21 protein-coding genes are annotated in these 22,519 nt (G+C 62.8%); 8 read left to right on the forward strand and 13 right to left on the reverse strand.

All coding sequences use genetic code 11. The annotated features are described in order from the left end of the window. Positions 1–244: 244 nt before the first annotated feature. Positions 245–1,222: a 2-dehydropantoate 2-reductase gene (locus B0G83_RS18045; protein WP_105508737.1), complete on the forward strand. Its 978-nt coding sequence runs from the start codon at positions 245–247 to the stop codon at positions 1,220–1,222. Positions 1,223–1,328: 106 nt separating this feature from the next. Here B0G83_RS18045 and B0G83_RS18050 read toward each other — a convergent pair whose 3' ends face one another. The 3 genes from B0G83_RS18050 to oxlT all read right to left on the reverse strand — a co-directional run bounded on the left by B0G83_RS18050 (position 1,329) and on the right by oxlT (position 5,327). Then, positions 1,329–2,780, reverse strand: coding sequence for an aldehyde dehydrogenase family protein (locus B0G83_RS18050; RefSeq protein ID WP_105508738.1), 1,452 nt, complete (start codon positions 2,778–2,780; stop codon positions 1,329–1,331). A gap of 93 nt (positions 2,781–2,873) precedes the next feature. After that, on the reverse strand, positions 2,874–3,953 hold the full coding sequence (locus B0G83_RS18055) for a LysR family transcriptional regulator (protein ID WP_105508739.1): 1,080 nt from the start codon (positions 3,951–3,953) through the stop codon (positions 2,874–2,876). A 30-nt stretch (positions 3,954–3,983) separates the two neighbouring features. Beyond that, entirely contained in the window at positions 3,984–5,327 is a 1,344-nt protein-coding gene (gene oxlT / locus B0G83_RS18060) for an oxalate/formate MFS antiporter (RefSeq protein WP_105508740.1), read from the reverse strand. Between the two features lie 417 nt (positions 5,328–5,744). On the opposite strand from oxlT, the gene B0G83_RS18065 reads away from it, so the two are divergent. Further along, the gene (locus B0G83_RS18065) at positions 5,745–6,692 is read left to right on the forward strand and encodes a LysR family transcriptional regulator (RefSeq protein ID WP_105508741.1); all 948 of its coding nucleotides are present in this window, start codon (positions 5,745–5,747) and stop codon (positions 6,690–6,692) included. 167 nt (positions 6,693–6,859) lie between these two features. Here the strand turns inward: B0G83_RS18065 and B0G83_RS18070 are convergent, their stop codons facing one another. From B0G83_RS18070 to B0G83_RS18085, 4 genes are all read right to left on the reverse strand, one after another. Next, a complete protein-coding gene (locus B0G83_RS18070; RefSeq protein ID WP_105508742.1) occupies positions 6,860–7,681 on the reverse strand; it encodes a fumarylacetoacetate hydrolase family protein in 822 nt (273 codons plus the stop codon). A gap of 11 nt (positions 7,682–7,692) precedes the next feature. Further along, the gene (gene frc / locus B0G83_RS18075; RefSeq protein ID WP_105508743.1) at positions 7,693–8,940 is read right to left on the reverse strand and encodes a formyl-CoA transferase; all 1,248 of its coding nucleotides are present in this window, start codon (positions 8,938–8,940) and stop codon (positions 7,693–7,695) included. A 276-nt stretch (positions 8,941–9,216) separates the two neighbouring features. After that, positions 9,217–9,936, reverse strand: coding sequence for a GntR family transcriptional regulator (locus tag B0G83_RS18080; protein ID WP_035555864.1), 720 nt, complete (start codon positions 9,934–9,936; stop codon positions 9,217–9,219). Next, positions 9,914–10,135: a hypothetical protein gene (locus B0G83_RS18085; RefSeq protein WP_105508744.1), complete on the reverse strand. Its 222-nt coding sequence runs from the start codon at positions 10,133–10,135 to the stop codon at positions 9,914–9,916. Before B0G83_RS18085 ends, B0G83_RS18080 begins: the two co-directional genes overlap by 23 nt. A gap of 369 nt (positions 10,136–10,504) precedes the next feature. Here B0G83_RS18085 and shiA point away from each other — a divergent pair, with 369 nt between their 5' ends. The 3 genes from shiA (at position 10,505) to B0G83_RS18100 (ending at position 13,722) form a co-directional block, all read left to right on the forward strand. Beyond that, positions 10,505–11,824, forward strand: coding sequence for a shikimate transporter (gene shiA / locus B0G83_RS18090; RefSeq protein ID WP_105508745.1), 1,320 nt, complete (start codon positions 10,505–10,507; stop codon positions 11,822–11,824). A gap of 355 nt (positions 11,825–12,179) precedes the next feature. Beyond that, the gene (locus B0G83_RS18095) at positions 12,180–13,583 is read left to right on the forward strand and encodes an OFA family MFS transporter (protein ID WP_105508746.1); all 1,404 of its coding nucleotides are present in this window, start codon (positions 12,180–12,182) and stop codon (positions 13,581–13,583) included. A 10-nt stretch (positions 13,584–13,593) separates the two neighbouring features. Beyond that, entirely contained in the window at positions 13,594–13,722 is a 129-nt protein-coding gene (locus B0G83_RS18100) for an oxalate:formate antiporter (RefSeq protein ID WP_105508747.1), read from the forward strand. Between the two features lie 65 nt (positions 13,723–13,787). Here B0G83_RS18100 and B0G83_RS18105 read toward each other — a convergent pair whose 3' ends face one another. Both B0G83_RS18105 and B0G83_RS18110 read right to left on the reverse strand, forming a co-directional pair. Then, positions 13,788–14,213 carry a DUF3830 family protein gene (locus tag B0G83_RS18105; protein WP_105508748.1) on the reverse strand — a complete coding sequence of 142 codons (426 nt, stop codon included), beginning with the start codon at positions 14,211–14,213 and terminating at the stop codon, positions 13,788–13,790. Positions 14,214–14,731: 518 nt separating this feature from the next. Continuing rightward, entirely contained in the window at positions 14,732–15,643 is a 912-nt protein-coding gene (locus B0G83_RS18110; protein WP_105508749.1) for a helix-turn-helix domain-containing protein, read from the reverse strand. A 184-nt stretch (positions 15,644–15,827) separates the two neighbouring features. Here B0G83_RS18110 and B0G83_RS18115 point away from each other — a divergent pair, with 184 nt between their 5' ends. Then, a complete protein-coding gene (locus B0G83_RS18115; protein ID WP_105508939.1) occupies positions 15,828–16,829 on the forward strand; it encodes a LuxR family transcriptional regulator in 1,002 nt (333 codons plus the stop codon). 145 nt (positions 16,830–16,974) lie between these two features. On the opposite strand, the gene B0G83_RS18120 is transcribed toward B0G83_RS18115, so the two are convergent. From B0G83_RS18120 to B0G83_RS18135, 4 genes are all read right to left on the reverse strand, one after another. Continuing rightward, positions 16,975–17,499 (reverse strand): phenylacetic acid degradation protein PaaY, encoded by a 525-nt coding sequence (locus B0G83_RS18120; RefSeq protein ID WP_105508750.1) that lies wholly within the window; start codon positions 17,497–17,499, stop codon positions 16,975–16,977. Positions 17,500–17,559: 60 nt separating this feature from the next. Further along, entirely contained in the window at positions 17,560–17,952 is a 393-nt protein-coding gene (locus B0G83_RS18125; RefSeq protein ID WP_105508751.1) for a nuclear transport factor 2 family protein, read from the reverse strand. Between the two features lie 9 nt (positions 17,953–17,961). Beyond that, entirely contained in the window at positions 17,962–18,747 is a 786-nt protein-coding gene (locus B0G83_RS18130) for an SDR family NAD(P)-dependent oxidoreductase (RefSeq protein ID WP_105508752.1), read from the reverse strand. Positions 18,748–18,820: 73 nt separating this feature from the next. Next, positions 18,821–19,699: an alpha/beta fold hydrolase gene (locus tag B0G83_RS18135; RefSeq protein ID WP_105508753.1), complete on the reverse strand. Its 879-nt coding sequence runs from the start codon at positions 19,697–19,699 to the stop codon at positions 18,821–18,823. A gap of 226 nt (positions 19,700–19,925) precedes the next feature. On the opposite strand from B0G83_RS18135, the gene B0G83_RS18140 reads away from it, so the two are divergent. Both B0G83_RS18140 and B0G83_RS18145 read left to right on the forward strand, forming a co-directional pair. Further along, the gene (locus B0G83_RS18140; RefSeq protein WP_105508940.1) at positions 19,926–20,711 is read left to right on the forward strand and encodes an SDR family oxidoreductase; all 786 of its coding nucleotides are present in this window, start codon (positions 19,926–19,928) and stop codon (positions 20,709–20,711) included. A gap of 127 nt (positions 20,712–20,838) precedes the next feature. Further along, on the forward strand, positions 20,839–22,413 hold the full coding sequence (locus B0G83_RS18145; protein WP_105508754.1) for a DUF1302 domain-containing protein: 1,575 nt from the start codon (positions 20,839–20,841) through the stop codon (positions 22,411–22,413). Positions 22,414–22,519 lie beyond the last annotated feature (106 nt).

Here is a 22,519-nt window from a genome sequence, read left to right on the forward strand (position 1 = left end):
CCCGCGAAATTTCCCAATTCGTCGCAGCATTCGCCGGGACGCTTCCTGGTTTGCCCGTGAGCAATCTGAATGTAAGCCGCGATGGCCTACCCGGCTTCCATAACCGATACGCAATGCATGGACGGAGAAACTTTAACTATCCGTATCGTCCCCGTATCCGTATGCTCATGCTGAGACCCGCCGCCGCGCATGACGCATTTCCGGCATCGGTTCAGCGACTTTTCATCGTCACAGGAGCGGCACCATGAAGATCTGCGTCTTCGGAGCGGGAGCAATAGGTGGGTTGATGGGCGTGCAACTGGCACGCGCCGGCGCCGACGTGAGTTTTGTTGCGCGCGGCGCGCATCTGGCAGCCATGCGCGAGCATGGCGCACGGCTGATCATGGACGGCGAAACGATCAGCGCGCCGGTGCGCTGCACGTCCGACCCGAGTGAACTCGGCGTGCAGGACTTCGTGATCATCACGCTGAAAGCGCACTCGCTGCCCGGTGTAGTCGATGCAATGCAGCCGCTGCTCGGCAAGCACACGGCAATCGTCACGGGCGTCAACGGCATTCCGTATTGGTACTTTCATCAGCATGGCGGCAAGTTCGCCGGCACGCGTCTCGCCAGCGTCGATCCGGATGGCTCTCAGTGGACCAAACTCGGCCCTGAACGGGCGATCGGTTGCGTGCTCTATCCGGCCGCCGAAATCATCGAACCGGGCGTCATCAAGCATGTGTACGGCAAGAAATTCCCGATCGGCGAGCCTGACGGCGAACGCACGCCGCGCATTCAGCAGTTGCACGAGATCATGCAGGCGGCGGGTTTCGAAGCGCCGATTCGCGACAATATCCGCGACGAGATCTGGCTCAAGCTGTGGGGCAATCTGTGCTTCAACCCGATCAGCGCGTTGACGCACGCCACGCTCGACGTGCTCACCAGCGACCCCGGCACGCGCGCGGTATCGCGCACCATGATGCTCGAGGCCCAACGCATTGCGGAGCAGTTCGGCGTGCATTTCCGGGTCGATGTGGAGCGGCGCATCGACGGCGCGGGCGCGGTCGGCGCGCACAAGACGTCGACGCTGGTCGATCTGGAGAACCGCCGGCCGATGGAAATCGATCCGCTGCTGACCGTCGTGCAGGAAATGGGCCGACTCGTCGCCGAGCCGACGCCGACGATCGACGTCGTGCTGGCACTCGTCAAACTGCGTGAACGGATGGCGTTGCAGGGCGCCTGATCACTTTCAGGTTCGAGTGCTTGATGCGATAAAAGGATCGAACGCCGTGCGCGTTCGATCCTTTTTTCATGGGTGATTCGTTTGCGATGAATCCGTTATCTGGCGGCTATTGGTCAATCGCGAGCCACACCGCTTTCGGCTCGGTGAAGTTCTCGATCGCCACATCGCCGTGCTCGCGGCCGAAACCCGAGTCGCCCGAGCCGCCCCAGGGCAAACGCACGTCGGTATAGCCGTACGTATTGATCCACACGGTGCCCGCTCGCAGATCGCGCGCAACCCGATGCACCCGTCCGATATCCGCGCTCCACACGCCCGCCGCGAGGCTGTACAGCGTGCCGTTGGCAATACGTAGCGCGTCGGCTTCGTCGTTGAAGCGGATCACGCTGGCAACCGGGCCGAAGATTTCCTCCTGCGAAATACGCATTTCATGTTCGACGTTCGCGAATACCGTGGGCTCGACAAAAAATCCGCGCTCGCCGATTCGCGCGCCGCCGGTAACGAGCGACGCCCCTTCCGCGCGGCCGGTTTCCACATAGCCGAGCACCGTTTTCATCTGCGCTGCGGAGATAAGCGGCCCCATCGACGTTTCCCGCGCCGACGGATCGCCGACCTTGATCGATTTGGCCCGCGCCGCCAGCCGCTCGACCACTTCGTCGTACACATCGCGATGCGCGAGAATCCGCGAGCCCGCCGAACACACCTGGCCGGTATTGAAGAAAATGCCCGACGCCGCCGCGCGCACCGCATTGTCGAGATTCGCGTCGGGGAAAATCAGATTGGCCGACTTGCCGCCGAGTTCCAGCGTGACGCGTTTGAAGTTGCCGGCCGCGCCTTGCAGAATGCCGCGTCCTACCGAAGGCGAACCGGTGAACGTCACTTTATCGACGCCCGGATGCGCGACCAATGCGTCGCCCACCACGCGTCCCTTGCCGGTGACGATATTCAGCACACCAGGCGGCACGCCGGCTTCTAACGCGAGTTCGCCGATCCGCAACGCGGTGAGCGGCGTGATCTCCGCCGGCTTGACGATCAGCGTGCAACCGCACGCGAGGGCCGGCGCGATCTTCCACATGCCGATCATCAACGGGAAATTCCATGGCACGATCGCGGCGACCACGCCGACCGGCTCGCGCAACGTGTACGTCAACGCGTCGGGGCGAACCGGCACGACCTGGCCGTTGATCTTGTCACACCAGCCGGCGTAGTACTCGAGCGTATCGATCGCGGCGGGAATGTCCTGACGCATCACCGAGGCAATCGGCTTGCCGGCGTCGAGACTTTCGAGCGCGGCGAGTTCTTCCAGATTGGCGCGCATCAGTCCGGCAAGACGCGCCAAGATGCGGCCGCGATCGGCGGCACGAATACCGTTCCACACTTTCAACGCGGCGCGCGCCGACTGCACTGCGGCGTCCACGTCGGCGGCGCTGCCTTGCGCGACCAGCGCGATCGGCTCTTCGGTCGCGGGGTTGATGTCGACCGAGTATTCGCCGGTGCCCGGCGGCAAGCGCTTGCCATCGATCAGCAGATCGTGGCGCTGGAGTTCGGTTGCGGTGTCCATGGTGAAGCTCCTTGCGTGGCATGTTGCGTGGGCTGGCCGGCTGCGGGTCGCCCGGTGAGCGGCCGGCGGCTGGGGCAAAGCGTGAGGTCGGGATTAAGGCTCATGTAGTGCGGCGCCCCCGCCGTGCAGCGCGGCTGACCGCGTGAATTCGGCAGAAGCGGCAGGCTGTGCGCCGGTCGCGGGCGACGACATCGCAGCGGACGAGTGAGAAGACACAGCGGCCGCCGCACGCGACGGCGAAGCGCTAGTCGCGTGCAAGGTCATCGCCGCGTCCTCATGCACGGGCGCGGCAGCCACGGCAAACTGCGCCCACGCCGCCGACGCATTCGGCCGAAGCGAACGATTGCGGCGATGCACGAGCCACGTGGTCAGGTTCATCTCCGGCACGAGCGGGCGACTGACCAATCCGGCACCCGGCACAGGCCAGCGCGCGTCGACGGGCAAAACGCCGACGCCAAGCCCGAGCTCGACCATACGCAACACCGCCGCGACGTGTCCGAGCTCCTGCATCGGCCGCCGTTTCATCCCATTCGCACTCAACGCGAGTTCGAGCGCCGCGCGCACGCCGGCATCGGCGTTGAGCGTGACGATCGGCGACTCGTTCAGTCGTGTCCATGCAACGCCGCTTTGCCGGGCCAACGCGTGCGTCGCCGGCAACACCGCGTGCAGCGGCGTCGTGAAGATCGCTTGCGCGTGCAACAGATCGCTGTCCAGCGGTTCCGCCGACGACACCACGCCGAAGTCCACCTCGCCCTGCTCCACACTCGCGAGCACGCTGCTCTGCGGCTGATCCCTGACCGACACGATCAACCCCGGAAATGCCGCCGCGCAAGCCGCCAATCCCTGCGCTACCCAGGCCGACGACAACACCGGATTGCTTGCAACCACAACCACACCGGTGTGGCCGTCGAACGCCGCGCGTTCTTCGCGCAGCGTCAATTCGATTTCGTCGAGCAGACGGCCGATTCTTCGTTCGAGACTCGCGCCCGCGTTGGTCAACTCGACCTGGCGCGTGGTCCGGTCGAACAGTTTCAATTCGACGGCGTCTTCGAGTTCGCGCACACAACGGCTCACCGCCGACTGCGTGAGATCGAACTCACGCGCCGCGCGCGTAAAACTCCGTTCACGCGCGACGGCGACAAACACCTTGAGCTGTTGCAGCGAAACGTTCATGACATCACGGCCAGGTGCGATCGACTCACGCTATTCCCCGGTCTGCTCAGGCCAGTGGCCCAGACGTGAAGCGTTGCCGGCGCTCGCTGGCGCCAGCACGCCTTGCGGCTGATTGTGCGATTCGATCCAGCGCGAGCGCATCGGCGCGAGAATGAATTTCGCCGAGACGCCGGCGGCGATTGTCACGACCGAGGAGACGATAAAGACGAGATTCCAGCCGCCGGTAGCGGCCAGCACCGAAGCAATCGGCACGATCAGCGAAGCCGTGCCCTTCGCGGTGTACAAGGTGCCCGCATTGGCCGCCGCGTATTTGCTGCCGAACGTGTCGGCGCAGATGGCCGGAAAGATCGAGAAGATTTCGCCCCAGAAGAGGAAGATCAGCGCGGCGAACGTCATGAACGCATAGGGGTTGCTGCCGTATTGCATCAAGCCGAGCAACGCGAGGCCTTCGCCGATAAAGATCACGAACATCGTATTCTCGCGGCCCATCTTGTCGGAGATGAATCCGCACAGCGGACGCGTGAAGCCGTTGCAGACGTTGTCGATGGAGAGCGTCATGGTGAGCAGCGGCAAGGTCATGCCGAACATCGTCATCGGAATGCGCGCGAGTCCCCAGTCTTTTGCGATCGGGCCGATCTGCGCGGTCGCCATCAAGCCGCCCGCCGCCACGGCCACGAACGACACGTAGATCACCCAGAACACGGGCGTCTTTATCATCTGGCCCGGCGTGTAGTCGACCTTCGACACCGCGAACTTCTTGCGCGCCGCCACCTGCTGACGCAAGGTCGGCTTCTTCAACAGCAGCGCGAGCGCCAGAATGCAGCCGCCTTGCAGAATGCCGAAGAAAAAGAACGTATGCTCGTAACCCGTGCGCGTGATCATGTTGGCGATCGGAATCACCGTCACCGCCGCGCCCGCGCCGAAGCCCGCCGCCGTGAGCCCCGCCGCGAGACCGCGACGATCGGGAAACCACTTCAACGCATTGCCCACGCAGGTGCCATACACGCCGCCCGCACCGATCCCCGCGATCACCGCGGACACGTACAACATCGGCAAGGTGGTCGCATACGAATTCATCACCCACGCGAGTCCTGCGCACACCGCGCCGCCCGCGACGACCGGCCGGGGTCCGAACTTGTCGACCAGCCAGCCTTCGAGCGGCACGAGCCAGGTTTCGGTGAGAATGAAAATCGTGAAGGCGAGTTGAATGGACGCTTCGCCCCAGTGGTGGCGCGAGTTCATCGGCGTGACGAACAGCGTCCATGCGTATTGCAGGTTGGCCACCAGCGCCATGCACACCATGCCGATGACGAGTTGCCACCAGCGGTTCGTCCAGAAGGCGCGCGTGGGGGCCTGCTGAGTAACATCGTCCATGAGACTTGTCTCCGCCATTCATACAGTGCGGCGCTTCAACCTGCCGCACTGCATGCGTCCCACCTTATGGTTATGACCCGAAAAGCCTTGCTATTCGGGAATGTTTAATATTTGCGTCTTTATTCCGCCTGCTTTTTATTTCACCGGACCGCTGAATGACATCGCTTTCCGGGAAGTACTTTATTCGTATCAATTAATCGCCCGCACGGCAGGTCATTTGTGCCTGTCTTGCCGTTTCATGCCTTGATCCAAGCGTTAACCCGACTACATCGATCAGAACGACTACCCGCCGAGTACTTCTCCCAATACCGCAATGGCAATTCCACTTCTTATACGAGCCCATGCTAGGGTCATTGCTGAATTACGAATAATTAAAGTTTGTTATTATGTCGATTCACGTTTGCTTATACATCGGCCATGACGATGCGCAATGCGACTCTGCGGCAATTGAAGGTTTTCGAAACGGTGGCACGCCACCTGAGCTTCTCGCGCGCCGCGGAGGAATTGCATCTCACGCAGCCCGCCGTCTCCACTCAGGTGCGGCAACTCGAGGAACATGCGGGGCTGCCGCTGTTCGAACAGCTCGGCAAAAAGATCTACCTGACGCCGGCCGGCACCGAAATGCTCCACTACAGCCGCGCGATCATCCAGCAGTTTCACGAAGTCGACGAGGCCATGAGTCAGCTCAAGGGCGTCTCTGGCGGCAAGCTGAACGTCGCGGTGATCAGCGCCGGCGACTACTTTTTTCCGCGCGTGCTCGCTGAATTCACGCGCCGCTACTCGGGCGTCGTGTTGAATCTCGCGGTTCACAACCGTGCGGAACTGCTGCACCAGCTTGCCACCAATCAAACCGATCTCGCGGTCATGGTGCGTCCGCCGCACGAAACCGACGCCACCAACGAGCCGTTCGCGCCGCATCCCTACGTGATAGTGGCGGCGCCCACGCATCCGCTCGCGCACAAGCGCAACATCAAGATGAGCCAGTTGGCGAGCGAGGCGTTTATCGTGCGCGAGCGCGGTTCCGACACGTGGAATTCGATGGAAGAAGGTTTCGCGGGACGTCTTGCCAATCTGAAGATCGCCATGGAGATCAAGAGCACCGAGACGATCAAGCAGGCGGTGATTGCCGGCATGGGCATCGCCTTTCTGTCCGCGCATACCATCAGCCTCGAATTGCAACTCGGCCATCTGGTGGTGCTCGACGTCGAGAGCTTTCCGGTCATGCTCAACTGGTACGTCGTGCATCGCAAGAACAAGCGGCTGCCGCCGGTTGCGGTCGCGTTCAAGCGCTTCCTGATGGAAGAAGGCGCGAATCTGATCGAGAAGATTACGCGCGTGAAGGAACTGAGTGTGTATAAACAGTAGGCTCCGGCAATGCAGCAGAGCCTGCAAAAGAAGGCGCGGCACCACGGCGAATTCTTCCTGGCCGTCGATCGAACAGGTTGAGACGATCGTACCTTGCGGCATGCGTACTCCCCGTATTGCAACGCCATCACGCGCGGCCAATTAACCGCGATCTTCTATTGCGCCCGTCAGGACGCTGCGATCGTCGCGGCCGATTTCGTTGCCACCTCGATGGCCGCCTGCGTGGCGGTCAAGGTATTGCTGAGTGTGCCGATGCCCTCGATCGTGATCGATACCGTTGCGCCGTCCTTGATCGAGCCGACGCCCACCGACGTACCGCACGCGATCACGTCGCCCGGTTCGAGCGTGAGATCCTGCGACAGCAGACTCACCTGCTCCGCCGGCGAAAACACCATATCGTCGAGCGGATAGTTCTGCCGTTCGACACCATCGAGCAAGGTCACGAGACGCGCTTGCCGCCAGTCGAAACCCGAGACGATCGCCGGGCCGATACAGCAGAACGTATTGAAGCCTTTCGCGCGCGCCCATTGCGGAAAATGCGGGTTCTCGTTCAACAGATCCGCGGCGGTGACGTCGTTGACGAGCGTATAGCCGAAGATCGCGGCGTCGGCTTCCTCGATGCTCGCATCGCGGCAACGCCGCCCGATCACAATGCCCAGTTCGCCTTCGTAGACGATCTTGCCGGCGTAACTGAGCGGCCGACGAATCGGCTCGCCCGCACCGATCACCGAGCCCGCCGGCTTCAACAGAAACAGCGGATGCGTGGGCACGGGCTTATCGAGCTTCGCGGCCAGCGCGTGATAGTTGTTCCACAACGCAACGATCTTGCCGGGCGCGCACGGCGCGAGCGGCGTGAGCGCCCGCGTCGACAGCACCGCGCCGGTCGGCACCGGGTGATCGAGACCGGCGTATTCGTGCAGGTAGCCGCCTTCGACGCGACCGAACACAATGCCGCCGTCGCTCGACATGAAACGCATCCATGTATCCATATCGTTCGCTCCTAGATCGCGCCGGCGGTACGCAATGCACTGATCTGCTCGGGCGAATAGCCGAGTTCCGCCATCACCTCGTCGGTATGTTCACCGAGCAGCGGCGAGCGTTTGACTTCGGTCGGGCTGTCCGACAGTTTGATCGGATTGCCGACCGTCAGATACTTGCCGCGAGTCGGATGATCCACTTCGACGATCGTGCCGGTCTTGCGCAGCGAAGGTTCTTCCGCGATTTCCTTCATCGACAGGATCGGGCCGCACGGAATGTCGTACTTGTTGAGGATCTGCATGGCCTCGAACTTGGTCTTGGTCATGGTCCAGCGCTCGATCTCCGCGAAGATGTCCTTCAGATGCGGCAAACGCGCGGCGGGTGTTGCATAGTCGGGGTGAGTGGCCCACTCCTCCTTGCCGATCACGCTGCAGATTTTCGCCCACACCGGCGCCTGCGTGATGAAGTAGATATACGCGTTCGGGTCCGTCTCCCAGCCCTTGCACTTCAGAATCCAGCCCGGCTGTCCGCCACCCGACGCATTGCCCGCGCGCGGCACCGCTTCGCCGAACGTGCCGTTCGGATACTGCGGATACTCCTTCATCTGGCCGTTACGCTCGAGCCGCTGCTGGTCGCGCAGTTTGACGCGGCACAGATTGAGCACGCCGTCCTGCATCGCGGCGAGCACGCGCTGGCCGCGTCCGGTTTGCGTGCGTTGAAAAAGCGCCGTCACGATGCCGAGCGCCAGATGCAAACCCGTGCCGCTGTCGCCAATCTGCGCGCCCGTGACGACCGGCGGGCCGTCGTCGAAACCGGTGGTCGACGCCGCGCCGCCCGCGCATTGCGCCACGTTCTCGTAGACCTTGCAGTCCTCGTAAGGACCGGGGCCGAAGCCCTTCACCGAGGCGACGATCATGCGCGGATTCAATTCCTGAATCCGCTCCCACGTGAAGCCCATGCGATCCAGCGCTCCCGGCGCGAAGTTCTCCACCAGCACATCGCATTTCTGGATCAGCGCTTCGAGCACCTGCTTGCCTTCGGGGTTCTTCGTGTCGATCGTGACCGAACGCTTGTTGTGGTTCAGCATCGTGAAGTACAGGCTGTCCACGTCCGGAATATCGCGCAACTGCTCACGCGTGATGTCGCCGGCGCCGGCCCGCTCCACCTTGATCACATCCGCGCCGAACCACGCGAGCAATTGCGTGCAGGTCGGGCCCGATTGCACATGCGTGAAGTCGAGAATGCGCACACCGTCGAGTGCTTGGCTCATGTCGTGTCTCCGTTCGGCCAGAGTCGGTGCGTCGGCGCCGACCCTTGTCCCATGCAAGATAGTTGCGGAAGCTGCGTCTTATTTGTCCATCGGTTGATTCTTCGTGCCCGTTCGCCAGTTGATATATCACATACCATATTTTAAAGACCGTCAAGCGCGGCTTTTCCCGTAGCGCCTCCGCTGCGTGGCAACAAAAGGCCATAAAAAAGCCCGCGGTGTTCGCACACGCGGGCTCGATTCAATCCATGGAAACCGGTCAGACAAACGCTTGAGGCATCAATCCAGAAAGTCGCAATTCGCCTCGACGAACGCGGCCAGATCCAGCGAATGCTGACGCGTGAGACGCTCGGCCAGTTCGGTATCGCGCTGCTCGAGCGCCTCGATAATGCGCAAATGATCGACAATGGAACGTGAAGCGCGATCGCTCTGCGAGATGGTCATGCGGCGGATCGCGCGCACGTGAATGAAGATGTTCTTGATCGTGTCGAGGATGATCTGCGACTTCGACAACTCGACGATCGCCTGATGAAACGCGATGTTGGCGTCCGAATACTCGGCGATATGCTCGGCCGGCGTGGCGTCGCGGAAATGGTCGAACATGTGCCGCAAACGGGCGATTTCCTCGTCGCTCGCGTGCAGCGTGGCGAGGCGCGCCGCCATGCTTTCGAGCGCGGCCCACATCTGAATCATTTCGACGATTTCACGCTTGCTCTTGCGCACGATGTAAATACCGCGGCGCGGCACCATGCGCAGAAAACCTTCCTGTTCGAGCAACGTCATCGCTTCGCGCACCGGCGTGCGACTCACGCCGAGCGATTCGCTCAGCACGCGTTCGTCGAGGCGGATTTCTTCGCGATTCTGATAGATGTCCGCGTCGGCGATCGCCTGGCGCAGCATGGCATACGCCTGATCGCGCAAGCTCACGCTGGCGCCGATTGGCTGCAACGACAAAGTCAGCGGTGTACCCACTGCTTCAGTTTGAAGTTCTGACGACATTCATCGCCTCTTGTTGACCACGCGCACGATACGGTGCGGCTGCTGCGCTCCCGTATTGTTCACCCAAACCGACGAACCGGCCATGCTGCGCCGCGAGTTGGGCGACCGGCTGCGGAATCCAGCGGGTCAGCAGAACGGTGGCGGCAGCGCCCAAACCAACGGCCGAAACGGCCAGCAGCGCGAGAGGAACAAATTCCATTTGCAACTCCGAATGATTGAGTGAACGAATTTCTCAATCATATGCTGCGGCGCCGCATTTATCAATATTCCGTATGTAGTATATCAGTGATTGTTGTTTTCAAGATGACATCTTCACGGCAGCACGGGTGAGTCGCCGGTGGTCCACCCCGCCATTCAAACGCTCGACGCGCCGTCCGTGCTCGGTGTAAACGCGGAAAACGCGCGCTATGCGCGCAGAAGCGTCCGATAATCGCGCAATTTGCCTTCGATGCCGATTGTGAGATCTGCCACGCATCATTAACCTTCGGGGAAATCCTGCCATGTGGCAACCGCGGCCACACCGCCCGGCCACCTCACAGCAGCTCGAAAGTTACCAGGAGACACCGCCATGAGCACTACCCATCCGACGGCCGCGCCGGCCGACAACCGTACGGCACGCAGCCAGGCTCGCAAGGCCGCGCTCGGCAGCTTCATCGGCGCCGTGGTCGACTGGTACGACTTTCTGCTGTACGGCATCGTCGCCGCGCTGGTCTTCAACGCCGAGTTCTTTCCGAAGGTTAGCCCGGCGATGGGCACGCTCGCCGCCTTCGCCACCTTCGGCGTCGGCTTTCTGTTCCGGCCGCTGGGCGGCTTCGTGTTCGGTCATTACGGCGACCGCCTCGGACGCAAACGCATGCTGGTGCTCACCGTGATGATGATGGGCCTGTCCACGGCGGCAATCGGCCTGCTGCCGGCATTCTCGACGATCGGCTGGTGGGCGCCGGTGCTGCTCGTGACCTTGCGCGCGATCCAGGGCTTCGCGGTGGGCGGCGAATGGGGCGGCGCGGCGTTGATGGCGGTGGAAAGCGCGCCGGAAAAGAAAAAGGCCTTCTACAGCAGCGGCGTGCAGGTCGGCTATGGCGTGGGTCTCGTGCTGTCGACCGGACTGATCGCCATCATCAGCCGCTCGATGGACAACGCGTCGTTCCTGAACTGGGGCTGGCGCCTGCCGTTCCTGTTCAGCGTGGTGCTGGTGCTGATCGCACTGTGGATCCGCTCGAGCATGGAAGAGTCGAAGGAGTTCGTCGAAAAAGTCGGCCAGCATGGCGAACGCAGCGTACGCCTGCCGATCGTCGAGGCGTTGCTGCGGCATCCCAAGGCGTTCCTGCTGATCATCGCGCTGCGTCTGGCCGAACTGTTCACCATGTATATCGTGACCGCCTTCGCGCTGAACTACTCGACCGCGAACCTGCACATGCCGCGCGAATTCTTCCTCACGATCGGCCTGCTGGTCGGCGCGCTGAGCTGCGTGACGATTCCGTGCTTCGCACTGCTGGCGGACCGCTTCGGCCGTCGCCGCGTCTATATGATCGGCGCGCTGATCGGCATGCTGAGCGCGGTGCCGTTCTTCCTCGCGCTCGAAGCACGCGCGACGGTCTGGATCGTGATCTTCGCCGTGATGCTGGCGAACGTCGCGCACGACATGGTGGTCAGCGTGCAGCAACCAATGTTCACCGAACTGTTCGGCACCGAGTACCGCTATAGCGGCGCGGGCGTCGGTTATCAGGTGGCGAGCGTCGTGGGCGGCGGCTTCACGCCGTTCATCGCGGTCGCGCTGGTGAACTTCGCGGGTGGCTCGTGGCATCCGGTGGCCGCTTATCTCGCGGGCGGCTGCCTGATCTCGGTGTTGGTCGCGGCCAGAATGAAGACGGGACGCGGCATCGCCTGAGTCTTTTCTCCTTCACTGTCGAGCCGGGCCGGCGTGGCGATATTGCCACCGCCGGCCCGTTTTTTTTGGGCGACCGGTAATGCGTTCTGCGGGTTTCTACCGCGCGCCGCCGCAATGGGACAGATTACGGTCGTATTTCACCAGGCTAATGCCTTATGTTTTTGCATCTCATATTGCAAACGCATACTTAGCGACCTATCGTTCGACGAAGCGGGTCCGCTCCAGGATTTGCCCACGTCATATGAAATACAAATACATATATTGACGCCCTACAACACTGTAATTTTTACGCCGCGAGACCTAAAGCATTCTGTATGGAAGCCGATAACAAAGAATTCGTATCTGGAGACCGACCATGAGTAGCATCACCGAGCCGAGCGGGAATTCAGGCTCAGCCCCCTTCTTTTCCAAACAGGCCACCGTCGCGAAACCGGGTTTTTCGCGGTGGATGGTTCCGCCCGCGGCGCTGGCCGTGCACCTCTGTATCGGTCAGGCGTACGCGTTCTCCGTGTTCAACGGACCGCTCACCAAAGTAATCGGCATCACGCAGTCCACGGCCGACGACTGGACGCTGACCTCGCTCGGCTGGATCTTTTCGCTGGCAATCGTGTTCCTCGGATTGTCGGCGGCGTTCGCCGGTAAGTGGCTCGAACATGTCGGCCCGCGTCGCACGATGTTTACCGCGGCGTGCTGCTTCGGCGGCGGCTTCCTCGTGTCGGCGCTCGGCGTACATCTGCATCAGATCGCGCTGCTGTATCTCGGCTACGGGGTGATCGGTGGCATCGGGCTCGGGCTCGGTTACGTGTCGCCGGTGTCGACGCTGATCCGCTGGTTTCCGGATCGTCGCGGCATGGCGACCGGCATGGCGATCATGGGCTTCGGCGGCGGCGCGATGATTGCCGCACCGTTGTCGGTGGCGCTGATGAAGCACTTCCAGAGCGCGACCAGCATCGGCGTGGCCGAGACGTTCGTCGTGCTCGGCATTGCGTATTTCATCTCGATGTCGATCGGCGCACTCGCGATCCGCGTGCCGCCGGCGGACTGGAAACCGGCCGGCTGGACGCCGCCCGCGACCAATCAGAAGAAGATGATTTCGCGCAATCACGTGCATATCGATCAGGCGTTGAAGACGCCGCAGTTCTATCTGATCTGGCTGGTGCTGTTCCTGAACGTGACGGCCGGCATCGGCATTCTCGGCCAGGCGTCGGTCATGATTCAGGAGAGCTTCAAGGACACGGTCACCGCGTCGGCGGCGGCGGGTTTCGTGGGCCTGCTGTCGCTGTTCAACATGAGCGGCCGATTTGTGTGGGCGTCGGCGTCGGACTGGATCGGTCGCAAGAACACCTACTTCATCTTCTTCGCGCTCGGCGCGGTGCTGTACTACCTGGTGCCGACGTTCGCCGCATCCGGTCAGATCGCGCTGTTCGTGCTCGCCTACTGCGTGATTCTGACGATGTACGGCGGCGGCTTCGCGACGGTGCCCGCGTATCTTGCGGACATGTTCGGCACGGCGTTCGTGGGCGGAATTCATGGCCGCCTGCTGACGGCGTGGGCGGCGGCCGGCGTGGCCGGTCCGGTGCTGGTGAACTACATCCGCGCGTATGAAGTGGCGCACGGCGTGGCCAAGGCGGATGCGTACACGATGACGGTTCACATCATGGCCGTGCTGCTGGTGATTGGCTTCGTCTGCAATCTGCTGGTCAAGCGTGTGGACGACAAGCACCACATGACCGACGCACAACTCGCCAAAGGCGCCTGAGGAGACCCGCATGTCGACCATTCAAACCGCGCATCCGACCAACAAGGCCAAGCTCGTCGTGTTCTGGCTGTATGTGACGTTGCCCCTCGCATGGGGCGTGTTCAACACGCTCACGCAAGCGATGAAGCTGTTCCACTAAGCTCAGCAAGTCGCGTTTCGGCGCCCCGCCTTTTCATACGGCGGGGCGTTGCGCTTCCAGCGCCTTCAGATTTTTTCGAACAGCACGTCCTGTGCGCCTTCCCACAACACCTTGGTGCCGAGCTCACGCAGCTTCTCCTGACCTTCGACGATGGTCAGGAAATGGTTGCCGGCGAGTTGCCCCATCTTGCTCGCGAAACAGCACGAGCCGTACGCGAGAATGATTTCGGTCTCGCTATAGCCGCCCGGATAAAACAGAATGTCGCCGACCGACGGATGGCTCGTGTGATTCTCGAAGCCGACCGCCGCGCCGTCGTTCTCGAGTTTGAAATCGCCGAGCGGCACCCAGCAGCCTTCGCCACTCCAGCGCACGTGAATGATCTTCTGACGGTACGGCAGGAGCTTCAGAAAAGCCGCGACGGTTGCCGGCGCGTCAGGATGAGTTTCGGCGGTAAAGACGTGGCCGCAGGAGGTGATTCGAAGTCGTGTCATCGCTAGATATCCGGTGAGACGGTTGATGAAATGGTCGGTCGGACGCTGGCAAGGGGTCATGCTGTAGGCGGCCTATTCTGTCGTCCGATGCAAGGCTTCGACAGATACAGTTGCCCGCCATCCGGTCAGGCCAGTTGGACCAGTTGACGCGACCTGTGCGCTATGCGGCCTAAATCGTAGGATGCCCGCCCCATGCCAGCTTCAAGCATCCTCGGCCACGAAAGTTCGTAGTTTGCAAGCCGCGCAATGCACAGCACACTGCGCAAGGTGCGTGATTACCCTCAGGATGATTCATCGGCTTGCTTACCCCGGTGAGCGACCCACGGCCCGTCGCCGTACGTATGGGCGACAGCGCGGTGCGGCAATGCAAAATCGTCGTGCCGCCCGGCGGCGACACCGGCTGATATCCGGCGCCTTCAACTAGTGTAGTTAAGCGTCGGCGGCGACCCAGACTTTGTCTGCCGGCCCACCGGAACGCCGACCCGCTGGTCACCCCTGCCGCCGCGCAGTCCGTACCATCAGCCGCGCAGCCGGTAAGCGAGCGGCGTCACGCCGTAGCCACGCTTGAACTGCACGGAGAAATGACTGGCGTTCTCGAAACCAACCGCAAGAGCAATCTGCAGCACAGTCTGATCGGTGGCGCGAAGCAGTCTCGCCGCTTCCTCGAGCCGTAAACGCGTCACGAACTGATGCGGCGTCTCGCCGGTCTCGCGGCGAAACACCCGCGCAAAATGAAAACTGCTTAGCCCGGCCTGCACGGCCAATTCGCTGATTGCCAGATCGCCGACGAGATTCGCGCGTATGTAGTCGGTCACGCGGCGAATCCGCCGCGGCACCAGCCGTTCGGGTGGCACGGGCAAACCGGTGGAGGCGCCGCGGCCGCGCGCATAGTGCTGCAACAGGTGCGCGGTTAGCGCGTGAAGCAGCGTGTCGACATACAGGCGCGAGTCGGCCGGATCGGCGGCGGCGCGATGGAGGGCGGCCAGCATCGCGGCCACCAGCGGATCCTGAAACCGCATCGCGTCGCCGAGCGACAGTTCGTGGGAGCCGTTCAGCTCCATCTGCTCCGCGACGTTGTCGATCAGGCTGCGCTCGATATGCAGGTGAACGGTCGACAGCGGCTCGTCGCTGATCGAGCGCCAGCGCCACGAGATCGGCACGGGCGGCACGAACCAGACGTCGCCCACCCGCAGATCCGCGCTCTCCCAGCGTCCGTTCAGATTACGTTCGAGATGCTCGGCGCCGCTCGCGAGCGTCATCAGCGTGAGGTCCTGCAAGCCGGGCGCCTCCAGCAGTTCCTGCTCGTTCGGTTCGAGATACGAGCGCAACACCAGATGCCGCCACGGGCGGTCGACGCTCGACACCAGATTCTGTCCCGCCATGTAGCGATCGTAGGCGAGCGTCGTTGTCAGCTTTGGAATTCGTGCCATGACGTCTATTCCCAGGAGGTGCCGTATGCAAATGAAAGAAGCCAGCCACACCCGAGTTGCCGGTCAACTATCGGAGCAAGAACTCAAAAATGATAGCAAGGAACCGGCTACCGTAATTTTTGGAAATAGCTAATCATTCAGGTTGTCGTCTTTCACGCGTTTCGAACGCTGGAGCTACCGTTTCATGGAACACGAATGCGATGCGCTGCCGCATTGGCTGACCGGTTCGCCGTCTGGCGAAACCGGGCATACGCCGGCGGCATACCACTCCGCGGTGTCCGCTCAACCGGCTTACCCGGCCGGCACGCGGCAACCCGGAAAGTCGGCCCACGCGGCCGAAGCACCCAGGGCGTCAAGCCGTACCGCGGCAGGCGCGGCGCCCACCGGTTTTCTCACGCTCTTTACTGAAGAAGAGATCGGCACGCCCTCGCCCGCCGCACGGCGAGCGGCGCCGGTCATTAGTCCGCTGGTGCGTTTTGGCAGTGCGCAGGACCGCATCGACTTCGTGCGGCAGCGCATCAAGCAACTCGGCTTCGACTCGTTCAGCTATACGGCCACGCGCACGTCGGCGCATCACAAGACGATGTTCGTGCTGACCAGTTACGAGTCGCAAACCTGGCTCACGCGCTATTTTCGCGAGCGTTATTTCGAGCTCGATCCGCGCGTGGCGTCGGCGTCGCCGACCGGTTTGCCATTCATCTGGAACACGGCCGACATGCGCGCCGACCTGCCGCGTGCGCAAATGCGCAGCGAGCGGCTCGGCGGCCTGATCGACATGCTGGAGGCAACCGGCCGCAAAAGCGGGATTCTCACGCAGATGCCGCTACCCGAACCGGAGCTGTCCGCCAGCCTGTGCTTCAACGCGGAGATCGGCAACCCGCGCTGGATGACGGAGTCGATCGTGGCGGAAACGCTGATGTTCGCGCACACGATCCACGAGTTCATCTGGACGCACGCGAAGAGCGTGATCGGCCTCGCGCCCGAGCAGCAGCGGCGCGTAACGCTGAGCGAGTTGCAGCATGCGGTGTTGCGGGCGGTCGTGCAGGGGCAGCGGGACAAGGAGATCGCCTACTTCCTTGGACTGTCGCCGCATAACGTCGACTACCATCTGCGTCGCTTGCGGCAGTTGTTCAACGTGCGTAACCGCGTGCAGTTGATCAATGTCGCGCAGGGCTATGTGTCGTAGGGGCCGGTATAAGGCGTTGAGTTGAGACCCGCCGTGCAGCAATGAAGTAGTTAAGCTAAAGCAGTCAGCGTCGCGGCCGGCCCGATTGGCGGGTCGGCCGCGACGAATTCCGCGCGACAAGCGCGCAAAACAGAATCGCGCACCGTCAACCCACTTCGCGCAGCGTGCGCAAACAGTCCGCTGCGAGTTGTTGATACACCCGCGTTCCCGACGACTTCGCGCGAATCTCTTCGTCGTTCAGCAGGCGCGCCACGCGCCCCGGTACACCCGCCACCAGCACGCGCGGCGGCACCCGCCAGTCCTTCTTGACGAACGCGCAAGCCGCCACGATGCTGGCCTCGCCAATCACCACTCCGTCCATCACCACCGCGTGCATACCGATCATCGTATTCGGCTCGAGCGTCGCGCCGTGAACGATCGCACCGTGACCCACATGGCTGTCGACGCCGAGCCAGCAGTGGTTATTCATGCCGGTGTGCAGCACACACCCGTCCTGCACATTGCTGCCGCGCTCCACCACCACCGCGCCGAAATCGCCGCGCAGGCTCGCGAACGGCGCGATGTAGCAGCACGGGCCGATCGTCACGTCGCCGATCAGCACCGCGCCCGGATGCACGTACGCGGAGGGGTCGACGCGCGGCCGCTTGCCGTTGAACTCATACAGTGCCATGGCGTGAATACGAAAGAGAGTGTGAACGCGGACGTGAATGCATAAGCCCCCGCGCCCGCATCAAGCCGCGCGCTCCGTCAGGTGGTAATCGTCGGCGCCCCAATACGCGCGCATGCGCACGATCTTGCCGGCGGCGTCGAAATCCATCACGTCGGTCACGTCGATATGAGCGGCTTGTCCGTCCTGCGCGGTGATATGCACGCGAAAGCTGATCGACGCGCTTTGACCATGCGAGCCGCGCGGCGGCGCCATCAGTTCGAGTCGCGCGCCCACCGAGGTCGCATACGCGTAGAACGCGTCGACCTCGGCGCGACCTGCCTTGAGCGGCGTACCGACCGGATCTTCGATGCTTGCGTTATCGGCGAACAGCGCCGCGACGCGCGCGGCGTCGGCCGCGTTGAAGGCGTCGATATAGTCGAGCAGACGCGCCTTCATGGTTTCGCTGGTGTTCATCCTGGCTCCTTAGCGCGCGGTGTAGCCGCCGTCGATCACCAGCTCCGTGCCCGTCACGTAGCGGCCGGCCGGCGACACCAGATACAGGATGCCCGCCGCGATATCCTGCGGATCGCCGATCTTCGCGAGTGGCACGAGCGTTTTCATATGCGCGAAAATCTGCTCCGGGTCGCCGAGTTTGGCGAAGGCTTCTTCGAGCAGCGGCGTGCGGATAAAGCCGGGGTGCACGGAATTCGCGCGAATGTTCTGCGCTGCGTACAGCATCGCTTCGGTCTTCGCCATCAAACGCACCGCACCTTTCGACGCGTGATACGCGGGCACGTCGGGTCCGCCGACCAGCCCGTACATCGACGACAGATTCACGATCGAGCCGCCGCCCGCAGCCAGCAGGTGCGGAATCGCGTACTTGGTGCAGAGGAACACGCCGGTCACGTTCACGTCGATGACTTTCTGCCATTGCTGCAGCGTCATTTCGTGCGTCGGCAGATTCGCGCCTTCTATACCCGCGTTATTCACCAGCGCGTCGAGCCGGCCGAAACGCGCGGCGATTTCTCCGAACACGCGCTGCACGTCGTTTTCCTGCGTGACGTCCATTTTCCAGAATGCCGCCTTGCCGCCCGCTTCGTTGATCTCGGCGACCAGTTGCTCACCGGCTTCCGTCAGCACGTCGAGCACCGCGATGGCCGAACCGGCCGCCGCCAGCGTGCGCGCCGTTTGCGCACCGATGCCGCGCGCGCCGCCGGTGATCGCCGCCACCTTGCCGCTCATGTCGAATAGTTGGTGGGGAAATGTCATACCGTCTCCTTCGTGTTGTAGTGGGATTGCCGGGCCGCGTCGAACCGGACGGCGCCGCAGCCTGCAGGATGCCTTAGGCGGCTCGCCTGTCCGCGAGAAATTCCAGGCATTCGCGATTGAAATACTCGCGATGCTCGACCATCACCCAGTGGCCGCAACGATTCATCAGCACGAAGCGTGCGTCGGCGCAGTGCTCGAGAAAACGCATCGCGCCGCTGGCCGGATTGAAGCGATCGTCGCTGCCCCAGAAACCGAGCACGGGGCATTGCAGTTCGGCGAGACGTCCGGTGAGATTCGGCACGCGCATGGTCGACAGCACTTCCGGTGGCTGCTGCTCGCACACGCGCAGACGTTCGTCGACCAGCGCGTCGGTCACGAGGCTGCGGTCGTACACCAGCATTTCCAGCAGTTGACGCATGGTCAACCGGTTCATCTGCCGGTTCGTGAAGAGCGACACCATCTTCTGGATGCCGTCCATTTTGAAGTACGTTTCGCGCTCTTCGACGCCGCCCGGCGCCATCATGATCAGACTGTCGACATCGTCGGGATAGTCGAGCGCGTATTGCAGCGCGATCGCGCCGCCCAGCGAATTGCCGAGCAACGTGGCGCGGCCGATGCCGTTGGCGCTTAGTTGCGCGCGCAACGCTTCGACGAAAAAGTCGAGCGTATAGAGCGCATCCGAAGGCTTCGACGACGCACCGTAACCCGGCAGATCGACCACGATCGCCCGGTGACCGGCGGCGGCGAAACGCGGATAGTTGTGTTTGAAATTGCTGAAGCCGCTCGCGCCGGGCCCGCTGCCGTGAATGAACACGACGGGCGCGCCGCTGCCGGCTTCGAAGTGATGGAGCGTGAGGCCGCCGGGCACCTCGGTAAAAATCCCGACGGGCGCTGCCGGGGACGGACGAGTTGTCGGCGTGGCTTCCTGGAAGCCGGTGGGCGTTGCGGTCATGCGCGCTTGTCTCCTTCGACCGGGCTCGGCGCTCCTGCGCTTGCTGCGGTCCATGCAACACGGTTGCGGTCTCGCGCCGCGCTCTCCGGCGCGGCCGATGGTGGGAACATCACCAGCGCAACCATCATCGGCGCGCGAACGCGCGTCGGCATCGTCTTTTCAGACTACGAGGCGCCGCCGCATTTCTCCTACCATCGGGCCACACGAACGAATGGAGACAGCGGCAATGACGGGATTCGACTTCAGCGGCAAGGTGGTGCTGGTGACGGGCGGCACCAAGGGGATCGGCGCGGGCATCGCCCAGGCGTTCGTCGAGGCAGGCGCGACGGTGTATGTGTGCGGACGTACCGATCCCCACACACAACACCCGCGCTTCATCGCCGCCGACGTACGCGACATCGACGCGATCGACGCGCTGCTCGCGCGGATCGAACATGAAACCGGCCGCCTCGACGTGGTGATCAACAATGCGGGCGGCGCGCCGTTCGCGCTCGCCGCCGACGCCTCGCCGCGCTTCACCGAGGCGGTGATCCGCCTGAACCTGCTCGCGCCGCTGCAACTCGCGCAACGCGCCAATGCACGCATGCAGCGGCAAAGCGAAGGCGGCGTTCTGCTGTTTATCGGCAGCGTGAGCGGGCTGCGGGCGTCGCCCGGCACGGCGGCTTACGGCGCGGCCAAGGCGGGCCTGCTCAATGCGGTACGCTCGCTCGCCGTGGAATGGGCCCCGAAAGTGCGCGTCTGCGCGGTGAGCCCGAGTCTGGTGGAAACCGAAGCGGCCACCAGCGGCCACACCGGTTCGTCCGCAACGGACCCGCACGGCGCGCTCGCCGGCATCACGGCAACGATTCCCGCCGGCCGTCTCGCGCAGCCCGCCGACATCGCGTCCGCCTGCCTGTTCCTCGCGTCGCCACACGCGGCCTACGCATCGGGCAGCAACCTGATTCTCGAAGGCGGCGGCGAAGTCCCGGCGTTTCTCGCCGCGAGCGGCCAGCTTCGTCGTTCGACAACGTAACGCACGCGCGCACGCAGCGCGCGTCCCCCAGGACAAGCGACTAGTCCGTTTTGACGATTCCCGCCCTGCACGTGGCCCCTAACCTCTGATCACAACAAATTTCAGACGTGACCACAGAGGAGACAGGATGCAGATCAACGGAACACAGGAGCGCGCACCGGCACTGCGCGCGGTGTGCGCGGCATGCAAGCTCGCCATGCTGGCAGCGGCGACGCTGACCGTCGCGCCCGCTTACGCGGGCGACACGGTGAATCTTGGCGCCGATACCACGCTCGATTACACCTTCACGCTCGGTTACGGTCTGGGCATGCGCACGCGCGCGCCGAGCGGCAACCTGCTGACGCCCGCGAACATCAACGGCGACGACGGCGACCGTAATTTCGCCAAAAACAAGCTGATCGAAAACCAGGTGAGCGTGCTCGGCGAAGTGAATTTGAAGCACGACGACTGGGGTGTCTTCGTACGTGCCGACACGTTCTACGATCAGGCCTATCAACACTCGAATTACAACAACGCGCCCGGCACCGTGAATCACGGCGGCGTCTACAACAACTTCACCGAACAGGCGAATTACTGGGCCGGCGGCCGCACGCAACTACTCGCGGCATATGTCTACAACACCTTCAAACTGGGCGGCACGAGCCTCAATGTGAAGGTCGGCGATCAGGTCGTGGCGTGGGGCGAGAGCGTGTTCTTCCCGAACATCGCGGGCGCGCAAGGCCCCGCCGACGCGACCAAATCGTTCGTGGCGGGCGCGGAAGTCAAAGACATTCTGTTGCCGGTGCCGCAAATCTCGACGCAATGGCAGATCGCGCCGAACTTCAGCCTGCTCGGCTACTACCAGTTCGCGTTCGAACCGAATCAACTGAGCGCGCCGGGCAGTTACATGAGCTACTCCGACGTGGTCGGCCCGGGAGCCGAATACATCATCGGACCCGGCGGCGTGCAGATTCCGCGTGCGCCCGACAGCCGCCCCGGCAACAGCGGCCAATGGGGTCTCGGCGCGCGCTGGCGAGTACTCGGCGACACCGAAATCGGCGCTTACTACCTGCACTACAACGACATGAATCCCAGTGTCGTGACGACGTACTTCCCCACGTTGTCGTATCAGGAGAAGTTCTTCGACAACATCAAGCTCACCGGCCTGAGCTTCTCGACCGATCTGAACGGCGTGAACGTTGCAGGCGAAACCTCGTACCGCCAGGGCGCGGCCGTGCTCGTCAACACGCCGCTCGGCGCGCAGTCCACGCGCGGCGACGTCTGGCAATCGAACCTGTCCGCGATCTATTCGATCGGCCCGACCTTCCTCGCCGCCTCGCAGACGCTGGTGGGAGAAGTCTCGTATGTCCACGCCGGCAACATCACGCCGCTACTCGGATCGACCACGCTCGCCAACACGCGCAATGCCGCCGCGTTCGAAGTGGCCTGGACGCTTAGCTACAAAAACGTCTTCAACGGCTGGGACGTCGACGTGCCGCTCACCTACTCCGACGACTTCACCGGCAAGTCGTCGCTGGCTGGCGCGCTCGGTTCGATGACAGGCGTGGGCGACCACCGTGTGACGGTCGGCGTGACCTTCACGCGACTGAGCAACCTGCAGCTCGCGCTGGTCTACGCGAAGTTCCTCGGCACGCCGGACCCGGTCAACCGTCCGCTGGCCGATCGCGACTACGTGCTCGCCACCGCGAAGTACTCATTCTGACCGTTCCGAAGTCGTGCGACGGCATGACTCGCCACGGCGAAAACGTCGACGCGTCGGAACACGCATCACCCTTTGAATCAGCCGTCTTTTTACTGCAAGAGGATTT

Origin of the sequence: Paraburkholderia sp. BL21I4N1 (genome assembly GCF_002973525.1) — a bacterium.
Classification (GTDB): domain Bacteria; phylum Pseudomonadota; class Gammaproteobacteria; order Burkholderiales; family Burkholderiaceae; genus Paraburkholderia.

What these genes read in the sequence shown, in the direction of transcription:
- B0G83_RS18045 (WP_105508737.1), top strand. Translation starts at nt 245, where the DNA reads ATGAAGATCTGCGTCTTCGGAGCGGGAGCAATAGGTGGGTTGATGGGC.
- B0G83_RS18050 (WP_105508738.1), bottom strand. Translation starts at nt 2,780, where the DNA reads ATGGACACCGCAACCGAACTCCAGCGCCACGATCTGCTGATCGATGGC.
- B0G83_RS18055 (WP_105508739.1), bottom strand. Translation starts at nt 3,953, where the DNA reads ATGAACGTTTCGCTGCAACAGCTCAAGGTGTTTGTCGCCGTCGCGCGT.
- oxlT (WP_105508740.1), bottom strand. Translation starts at nt 5,327, where the DNA reads ATGGACGATGTTACTCAGCAGGCCCCCACGCGCGCCTTCTGGACGAAC.
- B0G83_RS18065 (WP_105508741.1), top strand. Translation starts at nt 5,745, where the DNA reads ATGACGATGCGCAATGCGACTCTGCGGCAATTGAAGGTTTTCGAAACG.
- B0G83_RS18070 (WP_105508742.1), bottom strand. Translation starts at nt 7,681, where the DNA reads ATGGATACATGGATGCGTTTCATGTCGAGCGACGGCGGCATTGTGTTC.
- frc (WP_105508743.1), bottom strand. Translation starts at nt 8,940, where the DNA reads ATGAGCCAAGCACTCGACGGTGTGCGCATTCTCGACTTCACGCATGTG.
- B0G83_RS18080 (WP_035555864.1), bottom strand. Translation starts at nt 9,936, where the DNA reads ATGTCGTCAGAACTTCAAACTGAAGCAGTGGGTACACCGCTGACTTTG.
- B0G83_RS18085 (WP_105508744.1), bottom strand. Translation starts at nt 10,135, where the DNA reads ATGGAATTTGTTCCTCTCGCGCTGCTGGCCGTTTCGGCCGTTGGTTTG.
- shiA (WP_105508745.1), top strand. Translation starts at nt 10,505, where the DNA reads ATGAGCACTACCCATCCGACGGCCGCGCCGGCCGACAACCGTACGGCA.
- B0G83_RS18095 (WP_105508746.1), top strand. Translation starts at nt 12,180, where the DNA reads ATGAGTAGCATCACCGAGCCGAGCGGGAATTCAGGCTCAGCCCCCTTC.
- B0G83_RS18100 (WP_105508747.1), top strand. Translation starts at nt 13,594, where the DNA reads ATGTCGACCATTCAAACCGCGCATCCGACCAACAAGGCCAAGCTCGTC.
- B0G83_RS18105 (WP_105508748.1), bottom strand. Translation starts at nt 14,213, where the DNA reads ATGACACGACTTCGAATCACCTCCTGCGGCCACGTCTTTACCGCCGAA.
- B0G83_RS18110 (WP_105508749.1), bottom strand. Translation starts at nt 15,643, where the DNA reads ATGGCACGAATTCCAAAGCTGACAACGACGCTCGCCTACGATCGCTAC.
- B0G83_RS18115 (WP_105508939.1), top strand. Translation starts at nt 15,828, where the DNA reads ATGGAACACGAATGCGATGCGCTGCCGCATTGGCTGACCGGTTCGCCG.
- B0G83_RS18120 (WP_105508750.1), bottom strand. Translation starts at nt 17,499, where the DNA reads ATGGCACTGTATGAGTTCAACGGCAAGCGGCCGCGCGTCGACCCCTCC.
- B0G83_RS18125 (WP_105508751.1), bottom strand. Translation starts at nt 17,952, where the DNA reads ATGAACACCAGCGAAACCATGAAGGCGCGTCTGCTCGACTATATCGAC.
- B0G83_RS18130 (WP_105508752.1), bottom strand. Translation starts at nt 18,747, where the DNA reads ATGACATTTCCCCACCAACTATTCGACATGAGCGGCAAGGTGGCGGCG.
- B0G83_RS18135 (WP_105508753.1), bottom strand. Translation starts at nt 19,699, where the DNA reads ATGACCGCAACGCCCACCGGCTTCCAGGAAGCCACGCCGACAACTCGT.
- B0G83_RS18140 (WP_105508940.1), top strand. Translation starts at nt 19,926, where the DNA reads ATGACGGGATTCGACTTCAGCGGCAAGGTGGTGCTGGTGACGGGCGGC.
- B0G83_RS18145 (WP_105508754.1), top strand. Translation starts at nt 20,839, where the DNA reads ATGCAGATCAACGGAACACAGGAGCGCGCACCGGCACTGCGCGCGGTG.